The organism is Streptomyces sp. NPDC050085, from assembly GCF_044460595.1.
GTDB lineage: Bacteria > Actinomycetota > Actinomycetes > Streptomycetales > Streptomycetaceae > Streptomyces.
On the sequence record NZ_JBITJZ010000001.1, the window covers coordinates 181778 to 195811 of the forward strand.

General features: G+C 73.8%; 11 protein-coding genes. 5 read left to right on the plus strand and 6 right to left on the minus strand.

The genetic code is table 11. The features are described from left to right. Nucleotides 1–107: 107 nt before the first annotated feature. The 4 genes from ACIBUY_RS00760 to ACIBUY_RS00775 all read right to left on the minus strand — a co-directional run bounded on the left by ACIBUY_RS00760 (nucleotide 108) and on the right by ACIBUY_RS00775 (nucleotide 5070). Entirely contained in the window at nucleotides 108–2291 is a 2184-nt protein-coding gene (locus ACIBUY_RS00760) for a GH36-type glycosyl hydrolase domain-containing protein (protein ID WP_365562247.1), read from the minus strand. A 48-nt stretch (nucleotides 2292–2339) separates the two neighbouring features. Then, nucleotides 2340–3677, minus strand: coding sequence for a diaminopimelate decarboxylase (gene lysA, locus ACIBUY_RS00765; protein WP_365562245.1), 1338 nt, complete (start codon nucleotides 3675–3677; stop codon nucleotides 2340–2342). 39 nt (nucleotides 3678–3716) lie between these two features. Beyond that, complete coding sequence (locus ACIBUY_RS00770; protein ID WP_365562242.1) at nucleotides 3717–4109, minus strand: SAV_915 family protein; 393 nt, start codon at nucleotides 4107–4109, stop codon at nucleotides 3717–3719. Between the two features lie 199 nt (nucleotides 4110–4308). Next, nucleotides 4309–5070: a class I SAM-dependent methyltransferase gene (locus tag ACIBUY_RS00775; RefSeq protein ID WP_365562239.1), complete on the minus strand. Its 762-nt coding sequence runs from the start codon at nucleotides 5068–5070 to the stop codon at nucleotides 4309–4311. Nucleotides 5071–5146: 76 nt separating this feature from the next. Here ACIBUY_RS00775 and ACIBUY_RS00780 point away from each other — a divergent pair, with 76 nt between their 5' ends. Continuing rightward, nucleotides 5147–5647: a MaoC family dehydratase gene (locus ACIBUY_RS00780; protein WP_365562236.1), complete on the plus strand. Its 501-nt coding sequence runs from the start codon at nucleotides 5147–5149 to the stop codon at nucleotides 5645–5647. An 80-nt stretch (nucleotides 5648–5727) separates the two neighbouring features. On the opposite strand, the gene ACIBUY_RS00785 is transcribed toward ACIBUY_RS00780, so the two are convergent. After that, complete coding sequence (locus ACIBUY_RS00785) at nucleotides 5728–6909, minus strand: MBL fold metallo-hydrolase (protein WP_399151290.1); 1182 nt, start codon at nucleotides 6907–6909, stop codon at nucleotides 5728–5730. A 201-nt stretch (nucleotides 6910–7110) separates the two neighbouring features. Here ACIBUY_RS00785 and ACIBUY_RS00790 point away from each other — a divergent pair, with 201 nt between their 5' ends. From ACIBUY_RS00790 to ACIBUY_RS00805, 4 genes are read left to right on the plus strand one after another with little or no spacing between them, the layout of a single operon-like run. Next, nucleotides 7111–8268 (plus strand): acyl-CoA dehydrogenase family protein, encoded by a 1158-nt coding sequence (locus ACIBUY_RS00790; RefSeq protein WP_399151291.1) that lies wholly within the window; start codon nucleotides 7111–7113, stop codon nucleotides 8266–8268. After that, on the plus strand, nucleotides 8265–9884 hold the full coding sequence (locus ACIBUY_RS00795) for a thiamine pyrophosphate-dependent enzyme (protein ID WP_399151292.1): 1620 nt from the start codon (nucleotides 8265–8267) through the stop codon (nucleotides 9882–9884). Before ACIBUY_RS00790 ends, ACIBUY_RS00795 begins: the two co-directional genes overlap by 4 nt. Beyond that, entirely contained in the window at nucleotides 9881–11077 is a 1197-nt protein-coding gene (locus ACIBUY_RS00800) for a Glu/Leu/Phe/Val dehydrogenase dimerization domain-containing protein (protein WP_365562226.1), read from the plus strand. Before ACIBUY_RS00795 ends, ACIBUY_RS00800 begins: the two co-directional genes overlap by 4 nt. Next, on the plus strand, nucleotides 11065–13170 hold the full coding sequence (locus ACIBUY_RS00805; RefSeq protein WP_399151293.1) for an acetate--CoA ligase family protein: 2106 nt from the start codon (nucleotides 11065–11067) through the stop codon (nucleotides 13168–13170). Before ACIBUY_RS00800 ends, ACIBUY_RS00805 begins: the two co-directional genes overlap by 13 nt. Here the strand turns inward: ACIBUY_RS00805 and ACIBUY_RS00810 are convergent. Beyond that, nucleotides 13103–13945, minus strand: a complete 843-nt coding sequence (locus ACIBUY_RS00810; RefSeq protein ID WP_365562221.1) for a helix-turn-helix transcriptional regulator — start codon at nucleotides 13943–13945, stop codon at nucleotides 13103–13105. The genes ACIBUY_RS00805 and ACIBUY_RS00810 overlap by 68 nt on opposite strands. Nucleotides 13946–14034: the final 89 nt, after the last annotated feature.

Consider the following 14034-nt stretch of genomic DNA (forward strand, 5'->3'; position numbering starts at 1 on the left):
GGGCAGTTGCCAAACTCCGACGGCCGAGGTCCCGCTCTGGTATGAGCCCTCGCACGGCCGACCGATTACGCCGCTGGACGCTTGTTCGCCGATGGGGAACCTCGGAGTCAGGACCAGCGGATCTCGCCGCTCCCCCGGTGGACCCGTCCGTCGCGGGTGACGACCTCGGCGCGGCCGCGCGGCCGCAGCGCGCCCGATCCGTCGGGGTGGACCGTCAGCACGCGGCTGTCGAAGAACGCGCCGCCGCCGACGGCGAGTTGTCCCCGGTCCGTGGGTTCGACCCCGAGGAGGCGCAGGTGGCCGAGGAGTGGCTGGGCATGGCTGTGCAGGTTGCCCACGGGCCAGGCCTGCATGGCGACGCCGACGTCGGGCAGCGCCCAGGTCTGCCCGGGCCGCTCGCTCCCGGGCGCGAGGTAGGCGTCGGGTCCGGACAGGGTGCCCTCCCAGATCTCCGGGTACGCGGCCGCGTGCGCCCGCAGCGACATGCGCCGCCACTGGTCGTGGGCGAAGGCGGGGTCGATGCGGGCGGCGGCCCACACCAGCGTCTGGTTGATCGCGTACCAGATGGAGCCCCGGTCGGTCTCGGGCGCCGGCCAGCGCAGGCGCGCGCCCAACGGGGAGCCCTGGACGCAGAGTTCGTCGATGGTGGCGAACAGCTCGCGCGCGCGGGAGTCGTCGGCCGCGCCGCACAGGACGGCCCACGGCTGCACTTCGAGCCACAGGTCGTGCTCGCCGACGGGCGCGTCTCCCGGTCCGTGCGCCCGGCGGAACCAGCGGCCGTTCCACTCCCCCGCGACGGCCTGCCGCAGCCGCTCCGCGAAGGTGCGCGCCTCGGCGGCGGTGGCGCGGTCGCCGAGGCGCTCGGTGAGCCCCGCGTAGACGGGCAGCACCCAGGCGGCCATCGCGGAGTTGAGCACGGACTCGCCGCGCTCGATCATGGTCTGCCGGTCGGTCCCCGGCTCGTCGAGGGCGAGGTCGTTCCAGTCGGCGTTGCGGATCCGCACGTGCCCGTGCTCGCCGGTGCCGACGACGTCGACCTGGTAGCGGAACTGTCGCCGCAGATGCTCCGCGAGGGTCACCTCGGCCGCCCCGTGCACCGGGTGGAACCCGACGGGCTCGGCGAACGCGGCCAGGTCGCCGGTGGCCGCGGCGTACTCGGCGGCGAGCCACAGCGCCCACAGGTTCTGGTCGGAGGGGCTGAACAGGTCGGTGCGGGGCTGCTGTTCGGCGTCGAGGCTGTAGGGCAGCTCTCCGTCGGGGCTCGCCCAGGCGCAGGTGTTGCGCAGCACGGAGAGCGCGAGATCGGGCTCGGTGTAGACGAGCGGCAGGGCGTGCTGCAGCGGGTCCCGGGCCGCGCCGTTGAAGCCGTGCCGGTACGAGTAGGCGGATGCCTGGTCGAGCGTGTGCCCGCCGAGCAGGCCGTCCGCGCAGGCGCCACCGGTCAACAGGGCGGCGTGCCAGGGGATTTCACAGGTGGCCTCCGGGGCCTGCGGGTCGGCGGCGCGCGGCAGCCGGGCCCGTACGCCCTCGATGCTCTTCTCGTACGTGACCGAGGGGTCACCCTCGTAGGTCGCGTCGGCGAGGCCGAACCGGAACCAGTAGGTGCCCTGCCCGCCGGGCCCGAGCTCCACCTCACGCCGCACTTCGAGCGTGCCCCGGTCCCCGACGACGCGCGGCCCGCCGATCTCGTCGAGCGCCAGCGCCGCGCCTCCCGGATGTGCGGCCGGCTCCGTGCGCTCGCCCACCTCCAGGTACGCCAACTGCCGCTGCCGTACGTCCCACTGCTCGGCCAGCACCCAACGGACGCTGTCCGACGAGAGGTTCGCGACCTCGACCCGCACCAGCACCCAGGGCGCTTCCCCTTCGGGACACAGCACGGTGCGGACCAGCTCCGCCCTGTCGCTACGCGTGCGCACACGCGCGTAGGTGGGTCCGAACCGCACCTCGCCGCCGGGCGCGTCCGAGCGCACGAGCGCGTCGGGCGTGGTCAGCAGGCTGATGCCGGTGCCCTGCGGCTCGGGTTCGGTCAGCCAGCGCAGCCCGTCGTGCTCGTCCCACAGCCCGCTGCGGCCGTCCGTGTCGGCGACGAGGGTGATGCGGCGGTTGCCGAGGTGGATCCAGCGGCGTCCGGTCGGCGGGTCGATGATGCGGTCCCACGGGGTGCGCGGCGCGCTCGGCGACACGTCGAAGACGGGCAGCGCGCCCTCCTCGGCCCAGGCGCCGTAGGCGCTCGGCGGGCCGGGGAGGGCGCGGCTGTCGTCGTCGGGGGTGGGGCGGCTGTCGAGGTGCATGGTGCGATGTGTACCCGCGAGGGCCGTCGCGCCACAGATGTCCCCCGGTCAGAGTCCGACGTCGCGGCTGCGGTAGTCGTCGAGGGACTCGCGGCGCACCAGGAGGCGGGCGTGCCCGTCGGCCACGGCGATCACGGGCGGTCGGCCGACGAGGTTGTAGCCGGAGGCCATGGACAGGTGGTAGGCCCCGGCGACCGGGACGGCGAGGAGGTCGCCCGGGTGGATGTCGCCCGGGAGTTCGACGTCGGCGGCGAGGACGTCGCCCGCCTCGCAGTGCCGGCCCACGACGGTCGCCGTGGCGGGCGCCGCGGTCGAGGCCCGGCCGATCAGCCGGGGCGCGTAGCGGACGCCGTACAGGGCGGGTCGGGGGTTGTCGCTCATGCCGCCGTCGACGGCGACGAACACCGTGGCGCCGGTGTGCTTGACGGCGAGGACGCGGTAGACGGCGACACCGCCGGGTCCTGCGACCGCTCGCCCCGGCTCGATGAGCAGGCGCGGCACGGTCAGGCCCGCGCCTGCGCAGGACTCGACGAGTTCGGCGCGCATCCGGCGGGCCAGTGCCGTGATGTCCAGCGATTCCTCGCCCGGCCGGTACGCGATGCCGTGGCCGCCGCCCATGTCGAGCTCGGGCAGGACGACGCCGTGGCTGTCCCGGATGCGGGCCATGAGCCCGACCATCCGGCGGACCGCGGTCAGATAGGGCTTCACGGTGGTGATCTGTGAGCCCAAGTGACAGTGCAGTCCGGTGAGTTCGAGCTGCGGCTGGTCGAGGATGCGGGCGATGGCGTGGTGCGCGTAGCCGTCGGCCAACGAGAGGCCGAACTTCTGGTCGTCGGTGCCGGTGCGGATCTTCTCGTGGCCGCCCGCGGTGATGCCGGGCACGATGCGCACCATCACCTTCTGGTGGCCGTCCGGGCCGACGGCCGCGGCGAGCCGGGCGATCTCGGAGGGGCTGTCGATGACGATGCGGCCGACGCCGAGGCGCAGGGCGGCCTCGATGTCGTGCGGCGACTTGGCGTTGCCGTGCAGCACGATCTTCTCGGCGGGGAACCCGGCGGTGACGGCGAGTTCCAGCTCACCGGCCGAGCACACGTCGAGCCCGAGGCCTTCCTCCTCGACCCAGTGGACCATGGCTCGGGACAGGAACGCCTTGGCCGCGTACAGGACTTCGGCCTCGGGGAAGGCGGCGCGGTAGGTGCGGCAGCGCTCGCGCACCTCGGCCTCGTCGAGGACGTAGGCGGGTGTCTCGAAGCGCTCGGCGACCTCGGTGAGCGGGACACCGCCGACGGCGAGTCCGCCGTGCGGCAGCCGGGTGGCGGAGGTCGGCCACACCGACAGGTCGTCCTCGACGGCGGGGGCGGGAGCGGAGGGGTGCGTGAGGGTCATGGTGTGCGTACTCCCTTGTTCATGTACGTACTCCCTTGTTCAGTGGATCCACAGGGCGAGGGCGTCGGCGACGGCGGCGATGCCGGTCACGCGCGCCACGCCGGTCACCTGCTCCTGCCACCGGTCCCGGGCGAGCGGGGCGGCGGCGGCCGGCGCGGAGAAGGCCGGGTCGACGGTGACGGAGGTGACGCCGAGGGGCTCGGCGAGCGTCCTCAGCGCGTGTTCGCCGAGGCGGATCCACTGCTGGTGCGGGCCGAGTGTCGCGGTCAGCCGCTCGCGGCTGGTGAATCCGACGGCGGTGCGCTCACCGAGCGGGGTACGGAACATGCGGGCGGTGCATCCCGTGGGTCCCGGCCGGACAGGGACGTAGAGCGGTCCGGCCGGGACGCGTTCGGAAGGCTCCGGGTCTTCACCGCACAGCAGGTCGGGCATGGGACTCCCCCTGGAGAATCCTCGTGGTGGACATGGGCGCCCCGCCCGTCACTCGAAGGCCGGGGCGTGACACGGACGCTATGCCCGCACCCCCGGGTCACCGGACGCCTCATGACGCGACGCTGACGCCGCGCGCCCGACAACTGACGCGCCACTGACGCACCACTGACCCGCCACTGGGACACCAGGGCGTCGGGGACTAAGGTGCCGCCGCCATGACCAGATCGACCACGTAGCTCTCCTCCACCGCGTCTCCGGGGAACAACTGCCGCAGGCGCGCCCCCTCTTCGGCGAGGAAGTCGCGGACGGCTGCCTCGTCGCGCACGAGGAGCGCCGACCGGCTGCCGATGTTCGCCAGATGCGTCCGCAGGGGTACCGTCCGGGTCCACGGCCGGCGACGCCGCACGGCCCGCAGGCCCGTGAAACCGGCCAGGGCGATGGCCTCCGCGTCGTCGGGACGGGTCCGGGCGCGCGCCGGTACACCTCCGAAGCGGGCGATGCGCTCGTGCTGGGCGGCGATCCACGGCACGTCGAAGTCGGTGGTGTTCCACCACACGGCGAGCACACCGCCGGGTCGCAGCACGCGCAGCGCCTCGGGTACGGAGCGGTCGGTGTCGGTCCACTGCCATGCCTGCGCGTACGTGATCAGGTCCAGGCAACTGTCGTGCAGCGGAAGGGCGTTGCCGTCGCCCCGCACCACCGCGGCATCGGGAAGGTCGGCGCGGAGCCGCGCCGCCATGTCCTCGCCCGGTTCGACGGCGAGGACCTCGGCTCCGCGCTCCCGCAGCAGGGCGGTGGCGATCCCGGTGCCCGCCCCGACGTCGGCCGCCCGGGCGCCGGACAGGGGACGCGCGAGGAACTCCTCGACCGCGTCCAGCACGAAGGGCGGATAGGAGGGGCGGCTCTCGGCGTACCGGGCCGCGGCCCGGTCGAACGAGCGGGCGCGGGACACAGCTGACATCGCCGCATCGTCGCACGTACCACCGCGATCTCCCCTCCGGGCCCACCGCGGCGAGGCATTCCCTAAACTGCGGCCGATGACCACCTCATCGACCGCGGCGCTGGGCCCGGACTTCAACACCCCTGTACAGGAACGGTACTTCGAGGACTACGTCCCCGGATCGACGTACACCTACGGCAGCATCACGGTGACGGAGGCAGAGATCCTCCGTTTTGCCGCGCAGTTCGATCCGCAGGACATCCACACCGACCCCGAGGCGGCGGCGTCCGGTCCCTTCAAGGGCCTCATCGCCAGCGGCTGGCACACCGCGTCCGTGATGATGCGTCTCTACGCCGACCACTACGTCAGCAAGGTCGCGAGCCTGGGTTCGCCCGGCGTCGACGAACTGCGCTGGGTCCGGCCCGTGCGCCCCGGCGACAGCCTGTCCATCCGTACGACCGTGAAGAGTGCCCGGCCCTCGCGCACGAAGCCGGATCGCGGGATCGTGCACACGGACATCGAGGTCCTCGACCAGGACGGCGAGGTCGTGCTCACCATGGCCGCGATGAACCTGCTGCTGCGCCGGAAGACGGGCTGACACCAGAGCCGGACCCGTGCCCGGGCCCAGGGGCAGGCCACGGGCGCGGGCCAAGGGGGCCAAGGGTGCGGGTCAGGCGCTCACCGCTCGCCCGCCATGTCGAGCTCGCCGCGCACCGGCGGCGCGGCGACCGACCCGTCGGCGCGGCGCCAGGGCCGCGCGACGGGCCCGGACACGGCCCGCCACCACGGGTCGACGGGAAGCTTCCCGCCCGGCTCGAACGGCTCGCCCGGGCGGGGCAGCGCCACCGCCTGTCCCGCGTCCTCGGCCGCGTCCTTCGTCCACTCGCCGGGCTCGGCCCACGCGTGCGGGGCGAGGTTGAACGTGCCCCAGTGGATCGGCATCAGCACGCCGCCCGGCTGCCCGCCCTGCAGATCGAGGTGGGCCCGCAGGCCCTCCTCGGGCGTCATGTGGATGTCGGGCCAGAACTCCGAATAGGCACCGACCTGGATCATGGCGATGTCGAACGGGCCGTGCTGCGCCCCGATCTCCCGGAAGCCCTGGAAATAGCCGGTGTCCCCGCTGTGGAACACCCGGTGGTCCGGGCCCGCGGCGACCCAGGACGCCCAGAGCGTGTGCTGCGGATTGCGCAGGCCGCGGCCGCAGAAGTGCCGGGCGGGCGTCGCGGTGAGCGTCACCCCGCGGACCTCGGTCGACTCGTGCCAGTCCAGCTCGCGCAGCCGGCCGGCGGGGACGCCCCAGTGCTCCAGGTGCGCACCGACGCCGAGCGGCACCGCGAAGACCGTGTCCGTCCCGGTGAGCGCCTTGATCGTGGGCATGTCCAGGTGGTCGTAGTGGTCGTGCGAGATGACGACGACGTCCACCGGGCCGAGCGCCGCGAGCGGCAGCGGCGCGGGGTGCAGCCGCTTGGGTCCCGCGAAGGCGAACGGGGAGCAGCGCTCGCCCCACACCGGGTCGAAGAGCACCCGCACGCCGTCGATCTCGGCGAGCACGCTCGAGTGCCCCATCCAGGTGATCCGCAGCCCGCTCGCGGCCGGCTTCGCCAGGTCCGCGAGGGTCGTGGCGTGCACCGGGACGGTGCCGGTGGGCGCACGCAGGGCGCGCTCCTCCTTGCGGAAGTAGGTCTTCGCGAATTCGAGCATGGACCCGTCGGGACGGGTGCGTGCGTCCTCCGGATTCCGGAAGGAGCCGTCCACGAAGTTCGGCGACGTGCGGATCCGCTCCAGGCGCGCACCCTCGGCCTCGGCGCCGAAGGAGGCGGGCTGCAGTGAGCGCAGTCCGGTTGTCAGGGAACGTGGCACGGCGCCTCCCGTTGATCGATCAGGTTTCTCCATTATGTGCCGCGGCACGGACAACGTGCCTGTCCCCCTGAGGAGCACCCTCGCGGCACCGGCCGTCACGCCGCCATGAACTGATCCATCATTCAGTAGCCCGTCCATTGACAGGGCTCTCGACCGCTTCAGATACTGACTGGCGATTCAGTAAAGCCATCTGGAGGCAGCGTGTCGGAACTCCCCACCGAGCTGGTCCCCCTCACCGCCGAACAGCGCACCGTCGTGGATCTCGCGCGCACGTTCGCGGCCAAGGAGATACGTCCACGCGCGCGTGCCGTCGACGAGGCGGACGTCGAGACGCCGTGGGACCTGTGGCGCAAGGCCGCCGAGGTCGGCATCACGGGCTTCATGCTCCCGGAGGCGTACGGGGGCGGCGGCTGCACGGACGTCTTCACGCAGGTCCTCGTCCAGGAGGAGCTCTGCGTCGGCGACCTGGGCATCGGCAATCTGCTCTGCTCGAACGGGTTCTTCGCCGACCCCGTGCTCGCCCTCGGCACCGAGGACCAGAAGCGGGCCTGGCTCACACCGCTGACCGGCCCCGACTCGCCCATGACGGCGCTCGCGACCACCGAGCCCGGCGCGGGTTCCGACGCCGCGTCGATCACCACGACCGCCACCCGCACCGAGGGCGGCTACCTCCTCAACGGCCAGAAGGCATGGATCTCGAACGCCGGGGAGGCCGAGCAGTACGTCGTGTTCGCCAAGACGGACCCCGCGCTGCGCTCGCGCGGCGTGAGCGCCTTCCTGCTGCGCAAGGGCGCCGAGGGCGTCTCGTTCGGCGAGCCGATGCGCAAGATGGGACAGCGCGCCATCGTGTGCCGGGAGGTCTTCTTCGCCGACGCGTTCGTGCCCGAGGAGAACCGGCTCGGCGCCGAGGGCGAGGGCTTCGTCGGGCTGATGCGCACCTTCGACGTCTCCCGCGCGGTCCTGGGCGCCGCGGCCACCGGAGTTGCCCGGGCCGCCTACGAATACGCACGCGACTACGCGCGCACGCGCGTGCAGTTCGGCAAGCCGATCATCGAGCACCAGGCGGTCGCCTTCCGCCTCGCCGACATGCGCACGCGCATCGAGCAGTCCCGCCTGATGACCTGGCGTGCGGCCCGGCGCCTGGACGCGGGGCTCGACGCCACCGCCGAGGCCGCGATGGCGAAGCTCACCGCTTCGGAGACGGCCGCGTACTGCACGTGGGCCGCGGTGCAGACGCTGGGCGGCTGGGGCTACTCGCGCGAGTTCCCGGTCGAGCAGTGGATGCGCGACGCCAGGCTGGAGGAGATCGAGGAGGGCACCTCCGACATCATGCGCCTGATCATCTCGAGGTCGCTGTGACCGGGAGCCCCCGCGTCCTCACCGGCGGCGAGGCCGTCGTCCGCGCCCTCGCCGCCCACGGCGTCAGTCGCGCGTTCGGCATCCCGGGCACCCACAACCTGGAGGTCTACCGGCACCTGCCGGCCTACGGCATCGAGCACATCGTCCCACGCCACGAACAGGGCGCCGGGTACGCGGCGGACGCCCACGCGCGCGTGACGGGCACTCCTGGTGTCGCGATCACCACGACGGGCCCGGCCCTGCTGAACATCGCGGCGGCGGTCGGCCAGGCCTACTCCGACAGCGTGCCGCTGCTCGTGGTCTCGCCCGGCATGCCGCTGCGCCACCCGCGCCAGTCGACGGGCCTGCTGCACGAGATGCGCAGCCAGACCGAGGCGCTCCGGGGCGTCGCCGCGTTCAGCCACCGGGTGTCGTCGGTGGCCGAGATCGGCGCGGCGGTGGCACGTGCGTTCACCCTGTTCCGTACGGAGCGGCCGCGCCCGGTGCACCTCGAGATCCCGCTCGACCTCCTGGAGACGGCGGATCCGGCGGGCCCTGTGCGGCTCGCCCCGCCGGCCGGGCCCCGGATCCCCGACACGGCGGCGCTGCGGGCCGCGGCCGCACTCCTGGCCGGCGCCGAGCGCCCGGCCCTGGTCCTGGGCGGCGGCGCACGCGGCGCCGCCGTCCCATGCCTCGCCCTGGCCGAGGAGTTGACCGCCCCGGTCGTCACGACGGCGAACGGCAAGGCCGTGGTCGACGAGCGCCACCCGCTCTCCCTCGGGGTGTCCCTGCACAGCCCGGCGATCCAGAAGTGGCTGTCCACCCGGGACGTGATCCTGGCGGTCGGCACGGAACTGGCCGAGTCGGACCTGTGGGCGGAACTCCCGCCCCTTCAGGGCCGCTTGATCCGGTTGGACATCGACCCGGCACAGATGTACGCGGGCACTCCGGCGGACATCCCCCTCGTCGGTGACGCGCAGGCCACGCTGAACGCCCTCAGGGGCGAGGGACTTCGTGAATCAGCGGCTCCGTCGCGGGCCCCCGTGGGCGCCGTACAAGAGGCGGCAACCCTCAGAGCAACCCGCAACGAGGAGACCGGCCCGCGGGACGCCCGCTGGCTCCCGTACCTGGAGGCGATCGGCTCCACCCTCGCGCGGGACGCGATCGTCACCTCCGACAGCGCCCAGTGCTGCTACTACGGAGCCCTGCCGCACCTCCTCCTGGGCCCTCGGGCCCGCTATCTGCATCCCACCGGATTCGGCACGCTCGGCTACGCCCTGCCCGCGGCCATCGGCGCGAAGGCCGCTCACCCGGACCGCCACGTCGTCGCCCTCAGCGGCGACGGCGGCCTGCAGTTCACCGTGCAGGAGCTCGCCACGGCGGCGGAGCTGCACCTGCCGCTCCCCGTGGTCGTGTTCGACAACGGGGGCTACGGCGAGATCCGCGAGGAGATGACGGCCCGCGGCGACAGTCCTCTCGCGGTCGACCACGCGCGCGTGGACCTGTCCGTCCTGGCACGCGCCTACGGAGGCCGCGGCGCACGTGCCCACTCCCCCGGGGAACTCGCGGCACTGCTGGCCCGCGCCCTCACGACACCGGGCCCCACCCTCATCACCGTTCCCGAGGAGCTCTCATGACCACCCCCACGCCCCCCACCGCACCGCTGATCGAGCTCACCTGGACCGACCACGTCACCGGCCGCACCGGCTACTTGGTGGTCGACCGCCTGGTGCGCGGCGTGTCCAGCGGCGGCCTGCGGATGCGCCCGGGCTGCACCCTCGCAGAGGTGGCGGGGCTCGCGCGCGGCATGACCATGAAGGAGGCCCTGCACTACAACCCGCAGGGCCGGTACGTCCCGCTCGGCGGGGCCAAGGGCGGCATCGACTGCGACCCGCGCTCCCCGGAGGCGTACGGCGTCCTCGTGCGCTACCTGAAGGCGATGCGCCCGTACATCGAGGCCTTCTGGACGACGGGCGAGGACCTGGGCCTCACCCAGGACCTGGTGGACCGGGCGGCCGCTGAGGCGGGCCTCGTCTCCTCGATCCAGGCCGTGTACCCGCTCCTCGACGACGAGACAGCGGCCCGGGAGCGGCTCGCCGCCGCGTTCGCGGTGGACGTCGACGGGATCGGCCTGGACGAACTCGTGGGCGGCTGCGGTGTCGCCGAGTCGGTCCTCGTGGCCCTCGACCGGGCCGGCGTCCCGTACGCGGGCACCCGGGTCGCGTTGCAGGGCCTGGGCACCATGGGCGGAGCCACGGCCCGCTTCCTGTCGCGGGCGGGCCTGAAGGTGGTCGCCGTCGCCGACCTGAAGGGCACCGTCGCGAACCCCGAGGGGCTGGACGTGGAGGCGCTGCTGGCCGCCCGGGACGCGTACGGCACGGTGGACCGCTCGGTGCTGCGCCCCGAAGACCGTGAACTGCCGGGCGACGCCTGGCTGTCGGCCGACGCCGAGGTGCTCGTGCCGGCCGCCGTGTCCTACGCGATCGACGCGGCGAACCAGGCGTGCGTCACGGCCCGCTGGATCGTGGAGGCGGCCAACATGCCCGTCCTCGCCGACGCCGAGGAGCTCCTCGCGCGCCGCGGCATCACGGTCCTGCCCGACGTGGTCGTCAACTCCGGGACGAACGCCTGGTGGTGGTGGACCCTGTTCGGCGACATCGGCGCGGACGCGGACGAGGCGTTCGCCCACACGCGCCGCTCCATGCGCGCCCTCATCGACCAGATGCTGGCTCGCGCGGAGGCCGACGGGACGACGCCGCGGGCCGCCGCGCACGCCATCGTGGCGGACCGGCTGCCGGTCATCGCGGAGCGCTTCGGGTGGCACAGGTGACCGCGCCCGTCGCACCGCACGGCCTGGACGCGCTGTACGACCCGGCGTCCGTGGCCGTCGTCGGCGCCTCCGACAACCCCGCGAAGTGGGGCTACTGGCTGGCCTCGGGCGCGCTGACGGGCCGCACCCGGCGCGCCGTCCACCTCGTCAACCGCAGGGGCGGGCACCTGGAGGGCGAGCCGTTCCTGCCGGACCTCGCGTCCCTGCCCGCGCCGCCGGAGCACGTCGTCGTCGCGGTGCCGCCGGGGCAGGTGCGGCCGGTCGTCGCCGAGGGCATCGCCGCCGGGGCGCGCTGCTTCACGGTCATCACGTCCGGCGGTGCGAGCACGGACGAGGAGCGGTCCCTCGCGGACCTCGTCACCTCGAACGGGGCCCGCCTCCTCGGCCCCAACTGCATGGGCGTCGTCGACACCACGACCCAACTACGGCTCAGCTGGGGCGACTTCCCCGCGGGCGGCCTCGGCCTGGTCTCGCAGAGCGGCAATCTCGCCCTGGAGATCGGCCGCCACCTCGCGCGCGCGGGCCAGGGCTTCTCCCGGTTCGTCTCGCTCGGCAACCAGCGCGACATCGACGCCGCGGACGCACTGGCGTCGCTGATCGCGCACGAGCCCACGAGAGCGATCGCCGCGTACGTCGAGGACTTCCGGGACGGGCGGCGCCTCGCGGACGTCCTGGCTGCCGCTCACGCCGCTGCGAAGCCGGTCCTGCTGCTGACCGTGGGGCGCAGCGCCGCGTCGGGCCGTGCCGCCGCCTCGCACACGGGCGCCCTGGTCAGCCCCTACGCCACGGTCGCCGCGGTCTGCCGGGACGCGGGAGCCCTGCTGCTCGACTCGGCGGGTGAACTCGTGGACGTCGCCGTGCACGTGATGGCGCGGGACGTACGGGAGCGGCGAGCGCCTCGCGGCAGGCCCCCGGTTCCCGTCCGCCGCATCGCCGTCATCGGCGACAGCGGCGGCCAGGGCGCGCTCGCCGCCGACGCGCTCGCCGCGCGCGGACTCGACGTCCCCGCGCTCTCCGCGGACACGGTCGCGAGCCTCGGCGCACTCCTGCCGTCCGGCGCGGGCACGGCCAACCCCGTCGACCTCGCCGGTGCGGGCGAGGCCGACCTGGGCACCTACGCGCGCGTGGCGGCCACCGCCCTGCACAGCGGTGACGCGGACGCGGTCGTCCTCACGGGCTACTTCGGCGACTACGCGACCGCCCACCCGGCGCAGGCGGACCGCGAGTGCGAGGTCGCCCAGGCCCTCGCCGACGCCTCGCTCGCCTCGGGCCGCCCGCTCGTCGTCCACACGATGGCCCGTGACACCCCGGCCCTCACGGTGCTCAGGGAGCGCGGCATTCCCGTCTACGAGCGGGTCGAGCAGGCGGCGACGGCCCTGGCGGCCGCGGCGCGCCTGGACACGGCCGCTCCCCCGGTGCGTCCGGCGCGGACGCGGACGGCGCCTGCACCCACGTACGAGCTCGAGGACGGCGGCTACGAGAGCGTCCGCGAGCTGCTCGCCTCCTACGGACTCGCCTTTCCTGTCGCGGAGTTCGTCGGCGACGCGGACGCGGCCGTGGCGGCGGCGCAGCGCACGGGCTTCCCCCTGGCGCTCAAGGCGATGGGGCTCGCCCACAAGACGGAGGCCGGCGGCGTCGCGCTCGGCATCGGCGACGAGCGTGCGCTGCGGTCCGCGTTCGAGCGGATGAGCGCGGCCACCGGAGCGGCCCGCTACGCGGTCGAGGCGATGGCCACGCCCGCGTACGCGCGCGAACTCATCGTCGGGGTGCGGCGCGACGCGGCGTTCGGCCCGGTCGTCATGGTCGGCGCGGGCGGCGTCACGGCCGAGCTGCAGGCCGACACGGCGCTCGCCCTCGCCCCGCTCACCCCGGCACGCGCGCGTGCCCTGCTGGCGGAGTTGCGGCACGCGCCGCTGCTCACCGGCTGGCGCGGCGCCCCCGGCGTACATCTGGAGGCGGCCGCGGCGGCCGTGTGCGCAGTGGCCCTGGCAGCCGCCGACCACCCCGAGCTCACCGACTTGGAGGTCAATCCGCTGCTGGTGCATCCGGGCGGTGCGATCGCCCTGGACGCCCATGGTGTGCGAGGGAGTTGAGCCGCTGCGCGGTCTCGTCGTCGAGCGGCAGGAACGCCTCGAGCCGCAGCTCGGCGACGGTGACGTCCACGGCCGTGCCGAAGCGCGTGAGCGTGCTCAGCAGGCGCAGCTCGCCGACGTGGGAGCGCAGCCGCAGCGGGACGGCGTAGCCGAGGTAGTCCGGGTCGGTCCGCGCGGGCCGCTCCGGCATCAACGAGTTCAGTTCGGCGAGGACTTCGGCCGTGCGCGGATGCGGATTGTCGGCTGACTCGTCGCGCAGCGCGTCGACGACGTGCCACGCCCACTCGGCGAAGTTCTCGATGCGCGGCGCGAGGCCCCGCGGATGCAGCAGCACGCGCGCGAGGTTGAACGGCGCCACCAGCAGGCTCTCGTCCACGCCGTGCGTCAGCGCGTGGAAGGCGTCGTTGGCGGCCACGAGGTCGGCGCCCCGGTCGATGATGACGGCCGGGTACGGCTGATGCGCCTCCATGATGCGCTCCAGCGCCCTACGGACCGCGGCCAGGCCGGGATCGCCGAACCGCGTCTCCTTGTAGGCGGGCGCGTAACCGGCGGCAAGTAGGAGCGCGTTCCGCTCCCTCAAGGGCACCTGCAGCGCCTCCGCGAGGCGTACGACCATTCCGCGGCCCGGCGCCGAACGCCCGCTCTCTATGAAGCTCACATGACGCTGGGTGGTGCCCGCGCGCGTGGCGAGTTCCAACTGGCTGACCCTGCGCCGCACTCGCCATGAGCGCAGTGCTTCGCCGAGGTCAGGCCGTCGCGTCGTCTCCGTGGTCACCGGCCCGTGTCTACCCGATGCCGGGCCGATCGGCCATTCCCTGCCGGGAATTGAGGCGATACCCGGCAGAGCGGCACAGTCCTGAGCAC

Bases quoted from the DNA above. Each gene is read 5' to 3' on its own strand.
- ACIBUY_RS00760 (WP_365562247.1), bottom strand. From the start codon at position 2,291: ATGCACCTCGACAGCCGCCCCACCCCCGACGACGACAGCCGCGCCCTC.
- lysA (WP_365562245.1), bottom strand. From the start codon at position 3,677: ATGACCCTCACGCACCCCTCCGCTCCCGCCCCCGCCGTCGAGGACGAC.
- ACIBUY_RS00770 (WP_365562242.1), bottom strand. From the start codon at position 4,109: ATGCCCGACCTGCTGTGCGGTGAAGACCCGGAGCCTTCCGAACGCGTC.
- ACIBUY_RS00775 (WP_365562239.1), bottom strand. From the start codon at position 5,070: ATGTCAGCTGTGTCCCGCGCCCGCTCGTTCGACCGGGCCGCGGCCCGG.
- ACIBUY_RS00780 (WP_365562236.1), top strand. From the start codon at position 5,147: ATGACCACCTCATCGACCGCGGCGCTGGGCCCGGACTTCAACACCCCT.
- ACIBUY_RS00800 (WP_365562226.1), top strand. From the start codon at position 9,881: ATGACCACCCCCACGCCCCCCACCGCACCGCTGATCGAGCTCACCTGG.